The organism is Lentzea waywayandensis, from assembly GCF_900115955.1.
GTDB lineage: Bacteria > Actinomycetota > Actinomycetes > Mycobacteriales > Pseudonocardiaceae > Lentzea > Lentzea waywayandensis.
This window is the reverse complement of record NZ_FOYL01000013.1, coordinates 132484-152505: the sequence shown is the minus strand read 5'-3', so window position 1 is coordinate 152505 and position 20022 is coordinate 132484. Positions and strand designations below refer to the sequence as shown.

The window sequence follows — 20022 nt, the reverse complement described above, 5'->3', positions numbered from 1 at the left end:
ATGCGTCCGGTATGTGTTCGGTAGTTACGATCGGGAGTTGTGGAGTTCCGGGTGCTCGGGCCGGTCGAGTGTTACGCCGACGACGGCGTGCGGGTGAGCCTTGGGCCGCCCAAACAACGCGCGGTGCTGGCGCTGCTCCTCGCCCAGCCCGGCCGGGTGCTGCCGGTCGACCGGCTGATCAGCGTGCTGTGGGACGACGCGCCGCCCAAGACGGCGTTGAAGAACCTCCAGGTCTACGTCTACCAGCTGCGCAAGATCGTCGGATCGAGGCTGCTCTCGCGGGCGCCCGGCTACCTGATGTCGATCGACCCCGCCGAGCTCGACCTCACCCGGTTCACCGAACTGCTCGACGCCGCCCGCCGGGAACGCACGCCGCGCGGCTACCGGGAGGCGCTCGCGTTGTGGCGCGGGCCCGCCCTCGCGGATCTCGCCGCGTCCGGACTGCTGCGCGGGGTCGTCGCCCAGCTGGAGGAGCTGCGGCTGGCCGCGCGGGTCGAGTGCGCCGAGGCGGAGCTCGACCTCGGCCGGCACGTCGAGATCGTCGCGGACCTGAACGAGTGGGTGCGCGAGCATCCGTTGAACGAACGCCTGCGCGAGCAGCAGATGGTCGCGCTGCACCGCGCGGGACGTCCGGCCGAGGCGCTGGCCGCCTACCAGGAGTGCCGCCGGGTGCTGATGGACGAGCTCGGCGTCGAGCCGGGGGAGTCGCTGCGGCGGCGACAGGCCGAGATCCTGCGCGCGAAACCCGTTGGCGCGGCGGCGATCCGGCAACTGCCGCCCGACGTGGTCACCTTCTCCGGCCGCGGCCGCGAGCTGAACCTGATCAAGACGCAGCTCCGGCAGGACCGGGTCGCGGTGTGCGTGATCACCGGGCAGGCGGGCATCGGCAAGTCGGCGCTCGCCGTGCGGACGGCCCACGAGATCGCCGCGAGGTTCCCGGACGGCCAGCTTTACGCCGACCTCTCCGACGGCGCCTCCGAACGGATCCTGAGCCAGTTCCTGCGCGCACTCGGGGAACGGCCCGGCGACGAGGAGGCCCTGCGCTACCGCTCGCTCACCGCGTCGCGCAGGCTGCTCGTGGTGCTGGACAACGTCGCCACCGCAGGCCAGGTCAAGCGCCTGCTGCCGACCGGCCCCGGCTCGGCCGTGCTGATCACGTCCCGCCGCCCGCTCACCTCGCTGACCGGCGCCTCGTACGTGAAACTCGGGGCGCTGCCGCTGGAAGACGCGTTCCGGCTGTTGGAAGGCGTCGCCGGCAAGGTCGAGGACGCGACGGAACTGGTGCGCTGGTGCGGCGGACTGCCGCTCGCGCTGCGCATCGCGGGAGCCCGCCTCGCCGCCCGTCCACAGTGGACCGCACCACTGCTCGCCGCCAGACTGGCGGACGAGACGCGCCGTCTCGACGAACTCCGGCTCGGCGACGTCGCGGTGCGCTCGGCGTTCGCGGTCAGCTACGCCGAGCTCGGATCCACCGCGGTGGCAAGGGTCTTCCGGCTGCTCGGACTGCTCGACGGCCCCGACTTCGCGGTCGCGGCGGCACGGGCGCTGACCGACGTCCCGGACGTCGAGGACCTGCTCGCCGAACTCGCCGACGCACACCTGGTCGACGAACCGGTGCCAGGCCGGTTCGCGCTGCACGACCTGCTGCGCCTCTTCGCCCGCGAACGCTGCCGCGGGTCGGAGTCGTCCGAGGAACGGTCGCTGGCGCTCGAACGCCTGCACAAGCACTACCTGGAAGCGTTGGCGGACAACCCGACCGACCTCTGGCTGGCCGAGGAGCGCGACAACCTGATCGCCGCCGCACACCAGGCCTCACCGGCCGACGCGATCGCGTTCGCCGCCGGTCTGTCCTGGTACTTCCGCCGTCGCTCGGAGGTGGCGGACTGGGCCGCGTTGAACACGCTAGCCCTGGAGGCCGCCCGCTCGCTGGGCGACGTCCGCGCGGAGGCGTTGGCGTTGAAGGAACTCGGCGCGGCCTGCGAGCGCGGCTTCAAGTTCGCCGAGGCCCAGCACCACTGGACGGCGGCGCTGACGCTGGCCCGCGACCTGCACGACCGCCAGCTCGAAGCCGTGACGCTCAACAACCTCGGCATCGCGCACTGGCGCCGCCGCGACCTGCCCGCCGCGCTGACCTCGCTGGAGGCCTCGCTGACGTTGCGCGAGGAGCTGGACGACTCGCAGGGCGCGGCCTACGTGCGCACCAACCTGGGCCTGGTGCACGCGGCGCTGGGCGATCTCCCGGCCGCGCTGGTGTGCTACGAGGAGACGCTGACGACGCTGCGCGCGTGCGGCGACAGGTCCGGCGAGCTGCACGCGCTGGCGAACATGGCCGATGCCCACCGCCAGCTCGGCTCCCTGGACCAGGCGCTGGAACTGGCGGACGAGGCGTTGCGGCTCGCGCGGTCGGTGGGGGACAGGCAGATCGAGGCGGGCGTGCTGCTCGACCGCGGCACCGTGCACGAGCTGGCGGGGCGGGCTGGAGAGGCGCGCGTTTCCTACACCGAGGCCGTGGAGCTGTCGCGCCGCATCGGATTCCGGTGGGGGGAGGCGGAAGGGGCGCGGAAGCTGGCGGGGCTGGGTGGCTGGCGCGGCTGTGCGGAAGCTGGCGGGGTTGGGTGGCTGGCGCGGTTGTGCGGAAGCTGGCGGGGTTGGGTGGCTGGCGCGGTTGTGCGGAAGCTGGCGGGGTTGGGTGGCTGGCACGGCTGTGCGGAAGCTGGCGGCGCTGGGTGGCTGGCGTGGCTGTGCGATAGCTGGCGGGTTGGGTGGCTGGCGCGGTTGTGCGGAAGCTGGCGGGGCTGGGGGGCTGGCGCGGTTGTGCGGAAGCTGGCGGGGCTGGGTGGCTAGCGCGGCTGCGCACAAGCCGGCGGCGGTGGGCGGCTAGCGCCGCTGCGCACAAGCTGGCGGGGCTGGAGGCCAGCGCGGCTGTGCGGAAGCTGCGGAGCTGCGGAGGCCAGTGCCGCTGCGCACAAGCCGGCGGCGCTGGCCGGCCGGCGCCGTTGCCCACCTCACCCGCCGGCCGCGTACCTCCCCGGCGCGAACACCCCGTCCGGATCGAGCGCCTGCCCGATCCTGGCCTGCAACGCCGTCGCCGCCCCTGGCCGGTCGACATCCCGCCGATAGGCCAGAAATCCCTGTGCCGCAAACGCCTGGTGCAACCGATCGAGCGTCTCCCGTGCCTCGATGACGGCCGAAGGATCGCCTGCCGGGAAGCCGAGCGCGATGACGTGGTCGACGGCATCGCTGTCGAGCACGTTCACCGTGACAGCGGGCGTCGACGGGCAGCAGTCGCGGATCAGTTTCTCGGTGAGGGTCACGGCCTCGCCGGAGAACGGCACGATCGGCAGGAACATCAGCAACCCGAGCTCGGCGTCGATCCGCTCGGCCGGACAGCCCATGGTCCTGCGCTGGAACCACGTGTCGGCCGGATCAGGATCACCCGCGTACGTCGCGCGGACCACCTCGTCCGCCGGCGGGGCGGCGACGAGCGGTGAATGCCTTGCCGCGCCGAGAAGTACCGAACTGAGTGCCTCGACCACCTCGCCCGCACCGCTGAGGCAGACGTGTGCGAGGTAGCCGTCCAGCTGCGCCGCGACCGGGTTGTAGACCTTGGTCGTCGGCGGGATCAGCCGCTGCTCCGTCCACGACCGCAGCACGTCGACCGCGTCGGCGAGGTCGTCCCCGGCGAACGTGAAGGGCAGTACCCGCACCTCTTCCGGCCTCGGCAGCAGCCCGACGACAGCGGCCGTGACGACCGCGAACGACGACTGCGTGAACAGGTGCGTGAGCGTCGGCCCGAGACCGTGCGGCCGCGGGACGGCCGAGGTGCCCGGCCACCAGCCGACGTGCTCGCGCCGTCCGTCGGCGAGCACCACCTCGAGCCCGACCAGGTCCTCGGCGCGGGCCCGGTGCACACCGACGCCGCGCTCCAGTGAGTTGCCGATGATGCTGGTGCGCAACGAGGACGTGGTGAGGTTGAAGATCCTCGGCGTGCCGCGCAACAACTCCGCGAGCGCGCCCTGGGTCACGCCCGGCTCCACCACGGCGTAGCCGCGTTCGAGGTCGAGTGCGCGAACTCGGTCCAGGCCTGACAGATCCAGGACCGTGGCACCGTCGCTGACCGGCAGACCCGAACCCAGGCCCCAGTTGTAGCCCGTGCTGATCGGGTGCAGCGGCCGCCTGCCGGAACGGACGATCTCCACGACCTCGTCGGCCGTCGCCGGACGGAGGACCTCGGTGATCGTTCGCGGGCGGAAGGCGGCGGGTTGCTCGATGGACACGCGGCGCACGATAGGACGAAGCGGCGGCGGAAGCCGGTAGCCGGGCGCCGCGCGTCACGGTGAGGGCCTGACCCGAACGGCCTAGTCTGGATCAGGTGGAACTGCTGCACCTCAGGTACTTCGTGGCGGTCGCCGAGGAACTGAACTTCTCGGCGGCCGCGCGGAAGCTGCACATGGCCGCGTCGCCGCTGAGCCAGCGCGTCAAGGACCTCGAACACGAGCTGGGGCGGCAGCTGTTCGACCGCAGCACCCATCACGTGGCGCTGACGGACGCCGGCGCCGCCCTGCTGCCGATCGCGCGGGACGTGCTCGACCGCGTCGGGTCCATCAGATGGCGGCTCGACCAGGCCACCGAGCCTGCCAGGTCGACGGTCTTCGTCGGCGTGCCCGCCGGACTCCACCCGGCGCTGCGGGAACGGCTGACCCTCCTCGCCGACCGGGTCGGCGGCCGGTTCGAGGTCAAGCGGTGGCCGGGGACGACCACGGACCTCGTCGCGGCGGTGAAGGACGGCAGGCTCGCGCTCACGCTGGCGCGGTTGCCCGTGCAGGAGGCCTCTCTCGACACCCTGCACGTGATGTCGGAACGCCTCGGCGCCGTGGTGCCCGCCGACCGGTTCGAAGGCCGTGAATCGGTCAAACTGGCCGATCTCACCGATCTGGCGTACGCGAAGTCGCCGGAGGAAATCATGCCAGCGTATTTCGAGCAGCTCGACCGGCAATTGCACGAGCTGGGCATCAAAAAGCGCATCCAGCTGAGCAACACCGGCTACCAGGGCACCTCGGAGATCGTGTCGGGCGGGCTCGGGTTCTCCGTCTCGATGCTCGACGAGGACAGCTCGATGCGCGGATATCGCCTGGAGAACATGGTGGTCCTGCCGTTCGAGGACTTCCGCGCGCAGCTCGACACCGGACTGCTGTGGCGGCGCGACCGAGCAGAAGGTGGCGACATCGAGGAACTCGTCCAAGCGGCCCGAGAAGTGTTCGCGGAGCCGATAATCAAATGAACAATGGTGTGACCGCTGTGGTCATACCATTGTTCGCGACATGATCGTTCCCTTTCTCGCGGTTCGTCACTAACTTCGGTGGTGCAAGAACGAACAGGTGCGAAAGGACGAACGATGAAGGACATCACCGCCGGTCCGCTGGACGGCGTGCGGGTGATCGACCTCTCGACCGTGGTCATGGGCCCGTACGCGGCCCAGATCCTCGGAGACCTCGGCGCCGACGTGATCAAGATCGAGTCGCCTGTGGACACCGTCCGCAACGGCCGCTACCGCACCACGCCGGGCATGACCCCGTTGAGCCTCAACGTCAACCGGAACAAGCGCAGTGTCGCTCTCAACCTCAAGGACGAGAACGACCGCGAGACCACCCTCAAGCTGATCGACACGGCCGACGTGCTGATCACCAACATGCGCCCCGGCGCGCTGAGCAGGCTCGGGCTGAACTACGCCGACGTCGCCGGGCGCAACCCCGGCCTCGTCTACGCCCACGCGCAGGGCTTCCGCGGCGACTCCGACCGCGCCGGTGTCGCCGCCTACGACGAGACGATCCAGGGCGCGTCCGGCCTGGTCGACATCGCGAACCGCGCGATCGGGCGGCCCGTCTACCTGCCGACGATCATCGGCGACAAGGTGTCGTCGCTGACCATCGCCTACAGCGTGCTCGCCGCGCTGGTGCACCGGAACAACACCGGCGAGGGCCAGCGGGTCGAGATCCCCATGGCGGACACGATGATCGCGTTCAACCTGGTCGAGCACCTCGCTGGCCACGCGTTCGTGCCGGAGGAGGGCCCGACGGGCTTCAACCTGTCGATGGCCAAGGGCCACCACGCGGTGCACACCAAGGACGGCCTCGCCTGCGTCGTCCCGTACAACCCGCAGAACTTCCGCGACTTCTTCGCTGCGGCAGGGCGTCCCGACCTGGTCGACGACCCGCGCGTCGCCGGCGAGCGGATCGATCCCGGCGACAGCGACGACCTGATGGGCCTGGTCGACGAGTGCGCGCCCGCGCTGTCCACTGAGGACTGGGCCGAGGTGTGCGCGAAGCACAGCATCCCGTTCGGGCCGGTGCTGGAGCTCGACAAGGCCCACGAGGACCCGTACGTCCGCGACGGTCACCTCCTCGACGTCGTGCGGCACCCGAGCGAGGGAGAGATCCGGTCGATCGGCATCCCCGTCCGGTTCTCCGCCACCCCCGCCACCGTCCGCCGCCTGGCTCCGTTGCCCGGCCAGGACACCGCAGAAGTGTTGAAGGAGCTGGCATGAACGAGATTCGCACCGAACGCGTCGGGTCGGCACTGCTGATCACGATCGACCGGCCGGAGGCCCGCAACGCCGTGAACGCGGCCGTCGCCACCGGGCTCGCCGCCGCGCTGGACGAGCTGGAGGCCACGCCGGAACTGCGCGTGGGCGTGCTCACCGGAGCGGGTGGCTCGTTCAGCGCCGGCATGGACCTCAAGGCCGCGCTGAAGGGCGAGTCGCCGGTGGTCGGCGATCGCGGCCTCGGGGGTCTCACCGAGGCCGAGCTCACCAAGCCGCTGATCGCCGCGGTCGAGGGGTTCGCGCTGGGAGGAGGGTTCGAGCTGGCACTGGGCTGCGACCTGATCGTCGCGGCGCAGGACGCGAGGTTCGGGCTGCCCGAGGTGAAGCGGGGCCTGATCGCCGCCGCTGGGGGAGTCGTCCGCCTGCCGCAACGGATCCCGCACCACCTGGCCATGGAGATCCTGCTGACCGGCGAGCCGATCGACGGCGTCCGGGCCGGCACGCTGGGCATCGCCAACAGGGTCGTGCCGAACGGCGAGGCCGCCGCGATCGCGTTGCAGCTGGCGGAGCAGATCGCCCTGAACGCCCCGCTCGCGCTCGCCGCGGTCAAGAAGGTCGTGCGCTCCCAGGATCCCTGGGCCGCGCAACGCACCGAGAGCGCGAAGCTGATGACCACGGCCGACGTCCGCGAGGGCATGACCGCGTTCACCGAGCGCCGCACTCCACAGTGGACAGGACGCTGACATGCTGGGAGTCACACCGTTGAGCGCACCGGCCTTCCCCGCCGTGCAGCCTCGGTTCTTCGACCGCGAGTACCTGAACATCGTCTACCGGACCGACCCCGAGGCGTTGCGGGCCGTAGTGCCGCAGCCGCTGGAGATCGACGAGCCGCTCGTCCGGTTCGAGATCATGAAGATGAACGACGTCACCGGCTACGGCCCGTACACCGAGGCAGGCCAGGCGATCCAGGTCGTCTTCGACGGCGAGCGGGGCGAGTACCTGCACGCGATGTACCTCGACAGCTTCGCCGCCACCGCGTCCGGCCGCGAGGTCGGCGCCTACCCGAAGGTCATGGGATCGCCGAACCTGTACGCCGACAACGGCGCGCTCGTCGGCACCCTCGACTACGGAACCCTGCGGGTGGCGACCGCGACCATGGGCTACAAGCAGTTCGAACTGGACCGTCGTCAGGCTGAGGCGGAGATCACGGTTCCAACGTTCATGTTGAAGACCATCCCTGACTATGACGGTTCGTTGCGAGTGCAGGAGCTCGTGCGCACGGAGATCACCGACGTCGTGGTCAAGGCCGCGTACACCGGTCCGGCGCGCCTGCAGCTGTTCCAGCACGTCCTCGCGCCCCTCGCCGACCTCCCGGTGCTGGAGGTCGTGTCCGCCAGCCACGTCATCACCGACCTGACGCTCGCTCCCGCCAAGCCGGTTCACAACTACCTGGAGGCGTCATGAGCACCGTCGCTGTCGTTGGAGCAGGCGTGATCGGCCTGTCGTGGGCCCGCCTGTTCGTCGAGCACGGCCTGACCGTGCAGATCACCGACCCTCGTCCAGATCTCGCGGACGTCGTCCCGGACGGCGTGCAGATCGCCTCGACCGTCGCGGAAGCCGTGCGGGACGCGGACTTCGTGCAGGAGAACGGGCCGGAGAGCCTCGAGTTCAAGAAGACCCTGTTCGCCGAACTCGTCAAGGAAGCCCCGCAGCACGCACTGCTGCTCAGCTCGTCGTCCGCGATCCCCTCCAGCGCGTTCACCGAGGGCATCGACGGCTCGCGCGTCCTGATCGGACACCCGTTCAACCCGCCGCACGTGATCCCGCTGGTCGAGGTCGTCCCAGGGGAGCAGACGAGCGAGGAGTCCGTCGCGAAAGCAGTCGGCTTCTACCGCTCGCTCGGCCGCACGCCGGTCGTCGAGCGCAAGGAGATCCCCGGTTTCGTCGGCAACCGCCTGCAGGCCGCGCTCTCCCGCGAAGCCGCCTACCTGGTCGAACAGGGCGTCGTCACGCCGGCAGACCTGGATGCCGTCGTCACGAACTCGCTCGGCCTCCGCTGGGCGACCGTCGGGCCGTTCCTCGGTGCCCACCTCGGTGGTGGCCCCGGCGGCTACCGGCACCTCGCCACGCACATCGGCAAGTCCATGCAGGGCTTGGAACTCGGTGCCCCGTCACAAGATCCCGAACGGCTGATCAAGGCCGTCGAAGACGCTTACGGCTCCTCCACGTACTCGGCGCTCGCCGAGACGCGCGACCGCAGGCAGCTCGCCGTGCTCACGGCATTGGAGGAGAACTGATGAACCGCCTGGAAGACCAGCTGACCGCCGACTTCTACAACTACGAGGCGCTGCTGAGCGACGAGGAGCGCAAGATCCTGCTGAGCGCCCGCGAGTTCATGACCACCGAGATCAAGCCGCTGGTCAACGAGTACTGGGCCAAGGGCGAGTTCCCGCACGAGCTGATCGGCAAGTTCCGCGGCGCCGGCCTCACCGCGTTGTCGTACGAGGGTTACGGCGAGCACCCCGCCGCCGTCAGCAACCTGCTCACCGGCATGCTGGCGATGGAGATGACCCGCACGGACGCGTCGGTCGCCACGTTCTTCGGTGTCCACAACGGACTCGCGATGTACTCGATCTACGCGGGCGGTTCGCAGGAGCAGCGCGACCGCTGGCTGCCCGCCATGGCCGCGATGGACAAGATCGGCGCGTTCGCGATGACCGAACCGCTCGGCGGCTCCGACGTGGCGGGCGGCATGCGCACCACCGCGAAGCGCGACGGCGACGCCTGGATCCTCAACGGCGCCAAGAAGTGGATCGGCAACGCCACCTTCGCCGACTACGTGATCGTGTGGGCCCGCGACCTCGACGACAACCAGGTCAAGGGATTCGTCGTGGAGAAGGGCACGCCCGGCTTCGTCGCCGAGAAGATCGAGGGCAAGATCGCGTTCCGGATCGTGGAGAACGCCGAGATCACCCTGACCGACGTCCGCGTGCCGGAGGAGAACCGGTTGCAGCGCATCGACTCGTTCCGCGACGTCGCGGAGATCCTGCGCGCCACCCGCGGCGGCGTCGCCTGGCAGGCGCTCGGCGTCATGATCGGCGCCTACGAGCTCGCTCTCGCCTACTCGAAGGAGCGCGAGCAGTTCGGCCGCCCGATCGCGCGTTTCCAGATGGTGCAGGACAAGCTGGTGCAGTCGCTCGGCAACATCACCGCGTCGTGGGGCATGCTCGTGCAGCTCGCGAAGCTCCAGGACGCGGGCATCTTCCAGGACGAGCACTCGTCGCTCGCGAAGGCGTTCGTCACGTCCCGCATGCGCGAGGTCGTCGCCTGGGCGCGGGAGATCTTCGGCGGTAACGGCATCGTGCTCGGCTACGACGTGGCCCGCTTCTTCGCCGACGCCGAGGCGATCTACTCGTTCGAGGGCACCCGCGAGATGAACACGCTCATCGTCGGCAAGGCGATCACCGGGCAGAGCGCCTTCGTCTGAGGTTCAGGCCTCGGGAATCTCGACGACGACGTGCGTCGACTTGATCGAGGCCACCGCGACGCTGCCGACCTCCAGGCCGAGCTCGTCCGCTGACTCACGGCTCATCAGAGACGTGACGCGGAAGGGCCCGGCCTGCATGTCGACCTGGGCCATCACCCCGTCCTTGACGACACGGGTGACGATGCCCTTCATGCGGTTGCGCGCCGAGGCGGCCACGGTCGCACCGGTCTCGGCCACGTCGGTCATCTTCTGGGCGAACGCGGCGAGCTCGATCCCGCTCACGCCCTTGCGTCCGTTGTCGAGCACAACGGACGCAAGGCGGCCCTGGTCGATCCACCGGCGCAGGGTGTCGTCACTGACCCCGAGCAGCGCGGCGGCCTCGCTGATCCGCAAGTTCGGCACGGACGGGAGTGTATATCCGCGTTCGCGGAATCAGGAGTGCCCGGCGATCCGGTGTGGCTGGTAGCCCGACTCCAGCTGCTTCACCTCGTCGTCGGTCAGCTCGAAGTCCAGCGCCGCCACCGCGTCGTCGAGCTGCGCGGGCTTGGTGATGCCGACGATCGGCGCCGTGACGACGGGGTTGCGCCGCAACCAGGCCAGCGCGACCTGCGCCCGCGACACCCCTCGGGCGGCGGCGATGGCGGCGACCTGGTCGACGATCGCGCGGTCCGACTCCAGGTACAGAGTGGACCCGAACTCGTCGGTCTCGGTGCGCGCGGTCGTCGCGTCCCAGTCGCGCACCAGCCGGCCGCGGGCCAGCGGGCTCCACGGGATCACGGCGATGCCCTGGTCCGCGCAGAACGGCAGCATCTCGCGCTCCTCCTCGCGGTAGAGGAGGTTGTAGTGGTTCTGCATCGACACGAACCGCGTCCAGCCGTTCTCCCGTTGCGTGAACAACGCCTTGGCGAACTGCCACGCGTACATGGACGACGCACCGATGTACCGCGCCTTGCCGGACTTCACCACGTCGTGCAGTGCTTCCAGCGTCTCCTCGAGAGGGACGGTGCCGTCGAAGCGGTGGATCTGGTACAGGTCCACGTAATCAGTGCCCAGCCTGCGCAACGAGTTGTCGATCTCGGCGAGGATCGACTTCCGCGACAGCCCGAAACCGTTGGGGCCCTCGTGCATCCGGTGATGCACCTTGGTCGCGAGCACGATCTCCTCGCGCCGGGCGAAGTCGCGCAGCGCGCCGCCGGTGATCTCCTCGGAGGAACCGGCCGAGTACATGTTCGCGGTGTCGAAGAAGTTGATGCCGGCGTCGAGCGCGGCCTTGATGAACGGCCGGGACTCCTCCTCGGGCAACGACCACGGGTGGCCGCCCCGTTTCGGATCTCCGTAGCTCATCATGCCGAGACAGATCTCGGACACGTCCATGCCGGCGAGCTTGGTGTAGCGCATGGTCAGCCCCTCAGGAAAACGACGATCACGGTCGGGTGATGGTGACGACAACCCGTTCAACATCAACGTAGTCCGGCTCGCCGGATCGTGCCTCTGTTTAACACGTCAGTGGTTATTGGGCCTGATTGTCTGATCAGCGGGTTTAGCGTCGTTTTCCCGGGGTTTGAGAGGAACGCGCATGACGAGCATCGACGTGGTCGCGCCGCCGCAGGACGTGCTGGAGCGCAGCCGCGCCACGGTCGAGCCGTTGCTGCGGGCCGCGCTGGCGGAGCTTCCGGACGAAACGCGCGAGGTGGTCGAGTTCGGTCTCGCTCGACAGGACTTCTCGACGGCCGCGCTCGTGCTGCTTTCCGCCGAGGCGTTCGGTGACGCCGACGTGGCCGTGGTCGCCCTCGCGCTGGAGTTCGCGCACCTGCACGAACAACTGCACGCGGACCTCATGGCTCGCACGGGTGCGCGGGAGGTGTTCGGTGCGGACAGGACCGTCTCGGCGGCCGATGCCCTTCTCTCGCTGGCCTTCGCGCGGCTCACCAAGCCCTGGGTGATGATCCTCAACGTCGCGCTGATGTCCGTTGTGGACGGTTATGTCCAGGAGATCGAGATGGACGAACGCGACGACGTGGACATGGCCGAGTACCTGGGGGTGGCGGCGGCCAAGAACAGCTCGCTCACCGCGGCGGCCTGCGAGCTCGGCGCGCTGGCCGCCGGTGCGAGCGCGAGCCAGGCCGGCCACCTCAGGGAGTTCGGCGACGACTTCGGCCTGGCGCGCAGGCACGTGGACGACGTGCTGGCCCCGGACTCCGACCGGCGCACGCTCCCGGTGGTGGCGGCGAAGTGCGCCGGCATCACTGTGGACGGCGGGCGGAAGTGGTGCGAACAGCAGGCCGAACTGCTGCTCGCCCGCGCCCTGCACCACCTGAGGCAGTGCTCGCCGAGGGCGCGGGCGGCGGACGAGCTGTCCGGGCTCGCCAGGGCGGTCACGACCGCCAGGTGTGCACCGGCTCGAACCCCAGCACCCGTCGTGCCTTCTCAATCGACAGCAGAGTCTCGTGCGGAGCAAACTCTCGCTTGATCGGCACGCCGGGATAGACCTGCGCGACCAACTCCTCGTTCGGCGTCGTCATGCACGTGTCGGCGTTCGCGATGATGAACACGTCGAACCCCGTGGCGTCGTGGGCCAATGCTTTGCGCACGGCCTGCGCACCGTCGCGTGCGTCGATGTAGGACCAGAGGTTCCACTTGCGCGCGAACGGGTCGGCGTCGAACGGGAAGCGTTCGTAGTCGTGCGGCTCCATGACGTTCGAGAACCGCAAGCCGATGATCTTCATCGACGGCTCCCAGCGGCAGAACTGCTGGGCGAGCGTCTCGTCCACCAGCTTGCCCAGCGAGTACGACGTCTCCGGGCGTCCCGGGTACTCCTCGTCGACCGGGATGTACGGCGGGGGAGTGTCGAACGGCAGCCCGAGCACCGTCTCGCTGGACGCCCACACGACGTTGCGCACGCCCGCCAGCCGTGCGGCGGCGAACACGTTGTACGTGCTCGTCACGTTGTTGTGGAACGTGCGCGCGTTGGGTGCCACGCCCGGACCGGGAATCGCCGCCAGGTGCACCACGGCGTCCAGCCCGGCGTACCTGTCGTCGATCCCGCTGATCGCCTCGACGACCTGGCCGTAGTCGGTCAGGTCGACGCGGGTGAACTCTCCTTGGGGAACCGGGGGAGCGGCCTGGTCGAGGTTGTGGACCTCCCAGCCGTGGTCCAGCAGGTCGGCCACGACGGCGCGCCCGAGCTTGCCGCTGCCTCCGGTCACCGCGACACGTTGAGTCATGAGTCAATTATTGCCTCACGATGACGGCCGCAGCACGACCTTGCCCTCCGCGTGACCGGTCGCGCTCAGTTCCTGCGCCTTGCCCGCGTCCGCCAGCGGCAGGCTCTGGGCGATCCGCACGGCGAGCTTGCCGTCGGCGGCGAGCCGGGCGTACTCGGCGAGCCGGGCGCCGAACGGGCCACCGCCACCGGAGAACGTGACGCCCAGCCCGGCGGCCGCGGGATCGGCGATGGTGACGATCCGGTCGGTGCCGCCGCGCAGCTCGATCGACACCGGCAGGTCGCCCGCTCCGGCGGCGTCGAACACGGCGTCGACGCCGTTCGGTGCGGCGGCGCGGACGCGGTCGCCGAGCCCGTCCCCGTAGGCGACCGGGATGGCGCCGAGGGAACGCAGGTAGTCGTGGTTGCGCGGGGACGCGGTGCCGATGACCGTGGCGCCGCGAGCCACCGCGAGCTGGACCGCGACCGCGCCGACGACTCCGGCGGCGCCGTGCAGGAGCACGGTGTCGCCCGCCTCGACCTTCAGGATGTCGAGCACGCGGACCGAGGTCTCGACGGCCACGGGCAACGCGGCCGCGGTGTCCCAGTCGAGGTTGGCGGGCTTGGGGGCGAACTCACTGGCCAGGGCGTACTCGGCGTAGGCGCCGGTCGTCCAGCCCAGCACCTCGTCGCCCACGGAGACACCGGTGACGCCCTCGCCGATCTCGTCCACGACGCCGGCGGCCTCCAGGCCGGGAGTGACGGGGAAGGGAGGCGTCATCTCCGGGGGCATCCAGCCGTTGCGGATCTTGAAGTCGAGCGGGTTGACGGCCGCGGCGACTACCTTCAGCCGCACCTGACCCGGTCCGGCGTGCGGCTCCTCGACGTCGGTCAGGTTCAGCACTTCCGGGCCGCCGAACGTGGTGTAGGTGATCGCCTTCATGTCTGACTCCAGGACTTCGTCGTTTGGTTGACACGTCAACACTAGCGCTGTGGGGAACTACCTGCCCCAGTACTTCGGCTAGTCCCACCTAGTCGAAAGGCCAGCCGGTCACCCGTTCGGGCGGACTATCCTGGAAGTCATGGACCTGTCGAAGGCCGCCGAGGTGATCCAGGCGCCGTTGAGCGAGACGTTGTCGCAGCTGTCCGCGGCGTTCGCCGACGCCATTCCCCACCGGGCGATCTCCGAGTTGTCCAACTGCTCGTTCGCGCCGTTCAAGTTCCGCGGCGAGTCACCGGGGCCGTCCGTCACGATCGCCGACCTCGCCGCGCTGAGGTCGCTGGTGGGGGAGAGCGGAGCCTGGCAGGGCCGGGCGGTCCTGGCCGGCGCCGAGGTCCCGGTCGTGGTGCTGGTGAGCGCCTTCTCCGTGCCGAGCGCGTTGCTGGTGCTCCTGCGTTCCGAAGACACCCCGGTACCCGAAACGGACCTGGCGTCCGCCAACGCGCTGTGGGACGTCGTCACCGCCCACATGGAGGCCCTGCGCAACGAGGCCGTGCCCGCGACCCTCGCCGTGTCACGGGCGGCCGCGGCAGCGCGTGCCGTGGCCATCTCCGACCTCGGCGACGCCTACGGAGCCTCACTGACCGCGCTGCTCGGTGTGCTGCGCGACCGCGACGTGGACGACGCGCCCGCCCGTGCGCGCGCCGTCGACCTCGCGGTCACCTCGCTGATCGAGTTGCGTGCGCGCGCCGACCTCGACCGGGCCCAGACCGAGGAACGCGCGGGCGACGCCTTGGAACGGCTCGCCGAGTCGTTGCGCCGGGTCCTGCGCGGCCGCGACGTGCGGCTGGACCTGGGCACACCCGGTGCTGAGGAGGGCGCGGACCGAGTGCTGCCGACCGACATCGCCTCCACGGCCGGCGCGGTCGTCCGGTCCTCCGTGCACGCGATGCTGGACGACCAGCGGGGCGTGCACCGCGTCCACATCGGCTGGAAGATCGTCGGAACGGTCCTGCGCGCGACCGTGCGCGACGACGGTCCGGGCACCCTGTCCTGCGGCAGCCTCGACGCGCGCCGCGTCGCCGAACGCCTCGGGCCGCTCGGCGGCAAGGTCGAGGTCGACGCGGTGCCGGAGTGGGGGACGACGGTGACGATCGAGGTCCCGCTCGGCCCGCCGGAGAACCCGCGCGAGGACCCGCTGACCGTGCTGGGCGCGCGCGAGCTGGAGGTGCTGGGTCAGCTCGCCCGCGGCCGCCGCAACCGTGACATCGCCGGTGACCTGCACATCAGCGAGTCCACGGTGAAGTTCCACGTGGCGAAGATCCTGGAGAAGCTGGGCGTCGGCTCGCGTGGTGAAGCGGCCGCGCTGGCCCACGAATGGGGCGCGACGGCTCGCTAGCCGGCTGCGGCCACCGGCGTCCGCAAGTACCGCCGGTACAACATCATCAAGCGTTCTTCCGCTGCCGGCCGCCTCGTTCGCAGCCGCATTAGCCGATCTCGCCGAGGCGTTGGCGGATCAGGTCGCGCACCACGTCGTCGGGCAGCGGCATGTCCGTCGTGAACCGGATCGTGCCCTTGGACAGCGAGTAGCCGGTCAGCCGCTCGCGCACCACGTCCACCGCGGCCGGGCTGAACGGGAACACTGCCAGGTGGTCCTTCGCCGCCTTGAACCCGAGCAGCGGCTTGCCCTTGTGCCGAAGCGCGGCCAGGCCGTAGCTCAGGCCCTGCTCCGCGTCCGGTGCCAACTCCTCCGCGAGCGCCCTGACCCGTTCGAACGCGGCCCGCGCCGGGGCGTCGAGCGAGGCGAAGTAGTCGTCCACGTCGGCCATGCCGCGCACGCTACCTGGGCGAAGTGCTCCGCGAGCGAACCTGTGGCAGATGCCGCGATCATGTCGTTTCCTGCTCGATACAGAGACCTGGACCACGCTCAGTTGCACGTCCAATAGTAGGAAGTCAAACTATTCTCATGGCGACCACTCTGCACAAGCCGGTGAACCCGGTGCGCTTTGTGACCGCGTCCAGCCTGTTCGACGGCCACGACGCGGCTATCAACATCATGCGGAGGATCCTGCAGTCGCAGGGTGCGGAGGTCATCCACCTCGGGCACAACCGGTCGGTGGTGGAGGTCGTCAACGCGGCGATCCAGGAGGACGCTCAGGGCATCGCCATCAGCGCGTACCAGGGCGGGCACGTCGAGTACTTCTCCTACCTGGTCGAACTCCTGCGCGAACGCGGCGCCGGGCACATCCGGGTCTACGGCGGCGGTGGCGGCGTCATCGTCCCCGAGGAGATCGAGCTGCTGCACTCGCGCGGGGTCGCGCGGATCTTCTCGCCGCAGGACGGGCAGACGCTCGGCCTCGCGCGGATGATCAACCTGATGATCGAGGAGTGCGACCACGCGCTCACCGCGCCGTTCAGTCACGACGCGCTGCTGACGGGGGCGGACGAGGCCCTGGCGCGCGCGATCACGCACATCGAGGCCGGCACGGCCGAAGGCATCGAGACCACCCGCAAGGTGCCGGTTCTCGGCATCACCGGCACCGGTGGCTCCGGCAAGTCGTCGCTCACCGACGAGCTCGTCCGCCGGTTCCGGCTCGACCAGCAGGACAAGCTGCGCATCGCCGTGCTCGCCGTCGACCCGACGCGCCGCCGTGGTGGTGGCGCACTGCTCGGCGACCGCATCCGGATGAACTGCCTCGACGGCGACCGCGTGTTCTTCCGTTCGCTGGCCACGCGCCGTGCGGGCAGTGAGATCCCGGACGGCCTGGAGCAGGCCATCGTGGCGTGCAAGGCGTCCGGTGCGGACCTGGTCATCGTCGAGACGCCCGGTATCGGTCAGGGTGACGCGGCCATCGTGCCGTTCGTTGACTTCTCGCTGTACGTGATGACGCCGGAGTTCGGTGCCGCGTCGCAGCTCGAGAAGATCGACATGCTGGACTACGCGGACGCCGTGGCGATCAACAAGTTCGAACGCCGCGGCGCCGAGGACGCGCGCCGTGACGTCGCACGGCAGATGGTGCGCAACCGCGAGGCGTTCGGCGTCAAGTGGGAGGAGATGCCGGTCTACGGCACGTCCGCCGCGACGTTCAACGATGACGGCGTGACGGCGCTCTACCAGTTCCTGCGTGACGGACTGGTCGAACACGGTCTTGCCGTGGAAGAGGGCTCTCTCACGACGGTCAACGGCAAGACGTCGACATCGGCGTCCACGGTCGTGCCCGCCTCTCGTGCGCGCTACCTGTCCGACATCGCGGACACCGTGCGCGGCTACCACCGCAAGACCGACGAACAGGTCGGCGCGGTGCGCACCCACATCCAGCTCTCCGCGGCGCAGAAGGCTTTGGAAGCCGCGGGCAAGGGCGTCACGGACATCGCCGAGCTGGCCGGCGACGCCGAGCGCAAGGTCGACCGGGACACCGCGGACCTGCTCCAGGCGTGGCCGGCGACGGTGGAGCAGTACTCCGGCGACGAGCTCGTGTTCAAGGTGCGGGACAAGGAGATCCACACCAGGCTGACGCGGGAGACGTTGTCCGGCAACCAGGTCCGCCGCGTCAGCCTGCCGCGCTACGACGACGAGGGCTCGCTGCTGCGGTTCCTGCGCAAGGAGAACCTGCCGGGCTTCTTCCCGTACACGGCAGGCGTTTTCCCGTTCAAGCGCGAGGGCGAGGACCCGGCCCGCATGTTCGCGGGCGAGGGCGACGCGTTCCGCACCAACCGCCGCTTCAAGTACCTGTCGAAGGGCAACCCGGCCACGCGCCTGTCCACGGCGTTCGACTCCGTGACGCTCTACGGCCGCGACCCCGACACCCCGCCGGACGTCTACGGCAAGATCGGCACCTCCGGCGTCTCGATCGCGTCGCTGGACGACATGAAGGCCCTGTACGACGGCTTCGACCTCGTCGCGCCGACGACGTCCGTGTCGATGACGATCAACGGCCCGGCGCCCACGATCCTCGCCTACTTCCTGAACACCGTGATCGACCAGCAGGTCGGCGTCTTCACGGAGAAGGAGGGCCGCGAGCCTGCCGCCGAGGAACACGACAGGATCAGGGCGTTCGCGCTGGCCAACGTCCGCGGCACCGTTCAGGCCGACATCCTCAAGGAGGACCAGGGCCAGAACACCTGCATCTTCTCCACGGAGTTCTCGCTGCGCATGATGGCGGACATCCAGGAGTGGTTCATCCAGCAGCAGGTCCGCAACTTCTACTCGGTGTCGATCTCCGGCTACCACATCGCCGAGGCCGGGGCGAACCCCATCAGCCAGCTCGCCTTCACCCTCGCCAACGGCTTCACCTACGTCGAGTCGTACCTGGCGCGCGGCATGAACATCGACGACTTCGCGCCGAACCTCTCGTTCTTCTTCTCCAACGGCATGGACGCCGAGTACAGCGTCATCGGCCGGGTGGCACGCCGGATCTGGGCCGTGGCCATGCGCGACCGCTACGGCGCCGCGGAGCGTTCGCAGAAGTTCAAGTACCACGTGCAGACGTCCGGGCGTTCGCTGCACGCGCAGGAGATGGACTTCAACGACATCCGCACGACGTTGCAGGCTCTCTGCGCGTTGTACGACAACTGCAACTCCTTGCACACCAACGCTTACGACGAGGCGATCACCACTCCCACGGAGTCGTCCGTCCGGCGCGCGATGGCCATCCAGATGATCATCAACAAGGAGTGGGGCCTCTCGGCGAACGAGAACCCGCTGCAGGGCTCGTTCGTCATCGACGAGCTGACCGACCTCGTCGAGGAGGCCGTGCTGCTGGAGTTCGACCGCATCTCCGAACGCGGCGGTGTGCTCGGCGCGATGGAGACCGGCTACCAGCGCGGCCGCATCCAGGACGAGTCGATGCTCTACGAACAGCGCAAGCACGACGGCTCGCTGCCGTTGATCGGCGTCAACACCTTCCTGCCGGAGGACGGCACGCGCGAGGTCGTGAAGATCGAGCTCGCGCGCGCCACCGAGGAGGAGAAGGAGTCACAGGTCGACCGCACCCGCGCGTACCAGGCGGCGCACCGCGACGAGGCCCAGAAGGCGTTGGCGCGCCTGCGTGAGGTGGCGCAGACGAACGAGAACGTGTTCGCCGTGCTGATGGACGCCGCCCGCGTCTGCACGCTCGGCCAGATCACCGAGGCGTTCTTCGAGGTCGGCGGGCAGTACCGCCGCAACATCTAGACCGCGTAGGGCCGGCCGACGATCCACCCGCCGATGCGGTCGGGTAGCTCGTCGGTCGGCACCAGCTCCACCGGGTCACCGACGTCGACCACGCCCGGCTGGATCACCCAGCTGTCCAGGCACAGCACGCCCCCGAACTCGTGCCGGATGCGCCGGTGCACGTCGAGGTCCTGCGCGCCGGTGTCGGGGTCGATCGTCGTGACCACGCACCGGGCGCGCTTCTGGTACATCCCGATCACGACGTCGCCGACCACCAGCGCGTGGCCCGGCCAGCCGTCCTCCTCGCCGGCCTCGACGCCGCCGATGAGGATGTTGGGCCGCAGCCGCCGCACGTCGACGCCCGCGGCCTCGACCTGGCCGTCCGTGGCGACGAGGACGTTGAGCACGTCGAAGCGCTCCGGTCCGGTGTAGCGGGTCAGCCTGCCGCCGTACGGCAGCACCTTCTCGTGAGCCTGCCAGCTGTCCCACGGATGTCCGTCGACCAACGGGCCGTCCGGGCCGGTGGTGGCGGGGATGGTGAGCAGTCCGTACCGCGTGCGGCCGGTCAGGACGCCGCGCGGGCCCTGCACGTGCACCAGCCGGTCGCCCTCCACTCCGTCCGGGGTGAACGTGGCCTGCTGGAGCTCTTCGCCGCCCAGTGACTTCACCGGGAAGCGCCACAACGCCTTGACGTGCATGG

General features: G+C 69.7%; 17 protein-coding genes. 10 read left to right on the top strand and 7 right to left on the bottom strand.

Features of this window, described 5'->3' with window-relative positions:
• The first annotated feature begins 39 nt into the window (after positions 1-39).
• A complete protein-coding gene (locus BM417_RS37030) occupies positions 40-2844 on the top strand; it encodes an AfsR/SARP family transcriptional regulator (RefSeq protein ID WP_093604185.1) in 2805 nt (934 codons plus the stop codon).
• A gap of 161 nt (positions 2845-3005) precedes the next feature.
• Here BM417_RS37030 and BM417_RS37025 read toward each other — a convergent pair whose 3' ends face one another.
• Positions 3006-4277: an FAD-binding oxidoreductase gene (locus BM417_RS37025; RefSeq protein WP_218164683.1), complete on the bottom strand. Its 1272-nt coding sequence runs from the start codon at positions 4275-4277 to the stop codon at positions 3006-3008.
• Positions 4278-4372: 95 nt separating this feature from the next.
• On the opposite strand from BM417_RS37025, the gene BM417_RS37020 reads away from it, so the two are divergent.
• The 6 genes from BM417_RS37020 to BM417_RS36995 all read left to right on the top strand — a co-directional run bounded on the left by BM417_RS37020 (position 4373) and on the right by BM417_RS36995 (position 10028).
• Positions 4373-5281: a LysR family transcriptional regulator gene (locus BM417_RS37020; protein ID WP_093604181.1), complete on the top strand. Its 909-nt coding sequence runs from the start codon at positions 4373-4375 to the stop codon at positions 5279-5281.
• A gap of 114 nt (positions 5282-5395) precedes the next feature.
• Positions 5396-6544, top strand: coding sequence for a CaiB/BaiF CoA transferase family protein (locus tag BM417_RS37015; protein ID WP_177320806.1), 1149 nt, complete (start codon positions 5396-5398; stop codon positions 6542-6544).
• Positions 6541-7284 carry a crotonase/enoyl-CoA hydratase family protein gene (locus BM417_RS37010; protein ID WP_093604179.1) on the top strand — a complete coding sequence of 248 codons (744 nt, stop codon included), beginning with the start codon at positions 6541-6543 and terminating at the stop codon, positions 7282-7284. Before BM417_RS37015 ends, BM417_RS37010 begins: the two co-directional genes overlap by 4 nt.
• A 1-nt stretch (position 7285) precedes the next feature.
• Positions 7286-8005, top strand: coding sequence for an acetoacetate decarboxylase (locus BM417_RS37005; protein ID WP_093604177.1), 720 nt, complete (start codon positions 7286-7288; stop codon positions 8003-8005).
• Positions 8002-8838, top strand: a complete 837-nt coding sequence (locus tag BM417_RS37000) for a 3-hydroxyacyl-CoA dehydrogenase NAD-binding domain-containing protein (RefSeq protein WP_093604175.1) — start codon at positions 8002-8004, stop codon at positions 8836-8838. Before BM417_RS37005 ends, BM417_RS37000 begins: the two co-directional genes overlap by 4 nt.
• Positions 8838-10028, top strand: a complete 1191-nt coding sequence (locus BM417_RS36995; protein ID WP_093604173.1) for an acyl-CoA dehydrogenase family protein — start codon at positions 8838-8840, stop codon at positions 10026-10028. Before BM417_RS37000 ends, BM417_RS36995 begins: the two co-directional genes overlap by 1 nt.
• Before the next feature lie 3 nt (positions 10029-10031).
• Here BM417_RS36995 and BM417_RS36990 read toward each other — a convergent pair whose 3' ends face one another.
• Positions 10032-10430, bottom strand: a complete 399-nt coding sequence (locus BM417_RS36990) for a TOBE domain-containing protein (RefSeq protein ID WP_093604171.1) — start codon at positions 10428-10430, stop codon at positions 10032-10034.
• Between the two features lie 30 nt (positions 10431-10460).
• Complete coding sequence (locus tag BM417_RS36985; RefSeq protein ID WP_093604169.1) at positions 10461-11426, bottom strand: aldo/keto reductase; 966 nt, start codon at positions 11424-11426, stop codon at positions 10461-10463.
• A 178-nt stretch (positions 11427-11604) separates the two neighbouring features.
• Between BM417_RS36985 and BM417_RS36980 the strand changes: the two genes are divergently transcribed.
• Positions 11605-12498: a polyprenyl synthetase family protein gene (locus BM417_RS36980; RefSeq protein WP_093604167.1), complete on the top strand. Its 894-nt coding sequence runs from the start codon at positions 11605-11607 to the stop codon at positions 12496-12498.
• Here BM417_RS36980 and BM417_RS36975 read toward each other — a convergent pair.
• Positions 12404-13252: an NAD-dependent epimerase/dehydratase family protein gene (locus tag BM417_RS36975; protein WP_093604165.1), complete on the bottom strand. Its 849-nt coding sequence runs from the start codon at positions 13250-13252 to the stop codon at positions 12404-12406. The two genes, BM417_RS36980 and BM417_RS36975, sit on opposite strands and share 95 nt — an antisense overlap.
• A gap of 15 nt (positions 13253-13267) precedes the next feature.
• Positions 13268-14173, bottom strand: a complete 906-nt coding sequence (locus tag BM417_RS36970) for an NADP-dependent oxidoreductase (RefSeq protein WP_093604163.1) — start codon at positions 14171-14173, stop codon at positions 13268-13270.
• A gap of 139 nt (positions 14174-14312) precedes the next feature.
• On the opposite strand from BM417_RS36970, the gene BM417_RS49995 reads away from it, so the two are divergent.
• Complete coding sequence (locus BM417_RS49995; RefSeq protein WP_093604161.1) at positions 14313-15569, top strand: LuxR C-terminal-related transcriptional regulator; 1257 nt, start codon at positions 14313-14315, stop codon at positions 15567-15569.
• A gap of 88 nt (positions 15570-15657) precedes the next feature.
• On the opposite strand, the gene BM417_RS36960 is transcribed toward BM417_RS49995, so the two are convergent.
• A complete protein-coding gene (locus tag BM417_RS36960; protein ID WP_093604159.1) occupies positions 15658-15999 on the bottom strand; it encodes an iron chaperone in 342 nt (113 codons plus the stop codon).
• Between the two features lie 137 nt (positions 16000-16136).
• Between BM417_RS36960 and icmF the strand changes: the two genes are divergently transcribed.
• Entirely contained in the window at positions 16137-19343 is a 3207-nt protein-coding gene (icmF, locus tag BM417_RS36955) for a fused isobutyryl-CoA mutase/GTPase IcmF (RefSeq protein WP_093604157.1), read from the top strand.
• On the opposite strand, the gene BM417_RS36950 is transcribed toward icmF, so the two are convergent.
• Positions 19340-20020, bottom strand: coding sequence for an MOSC domain-containing protein (locus tag BM417_RS36950; RefSeq protein ID WP_093604472.1), 681 nt, complete (start codon positions 20018-20020; stop codon positions 19340-19342). The genes icmF and BM417_RS36950 overlap by 4 nt on opposite strands.
• Positions 20021-20022 lie beyond the last annotated feature (2 nt).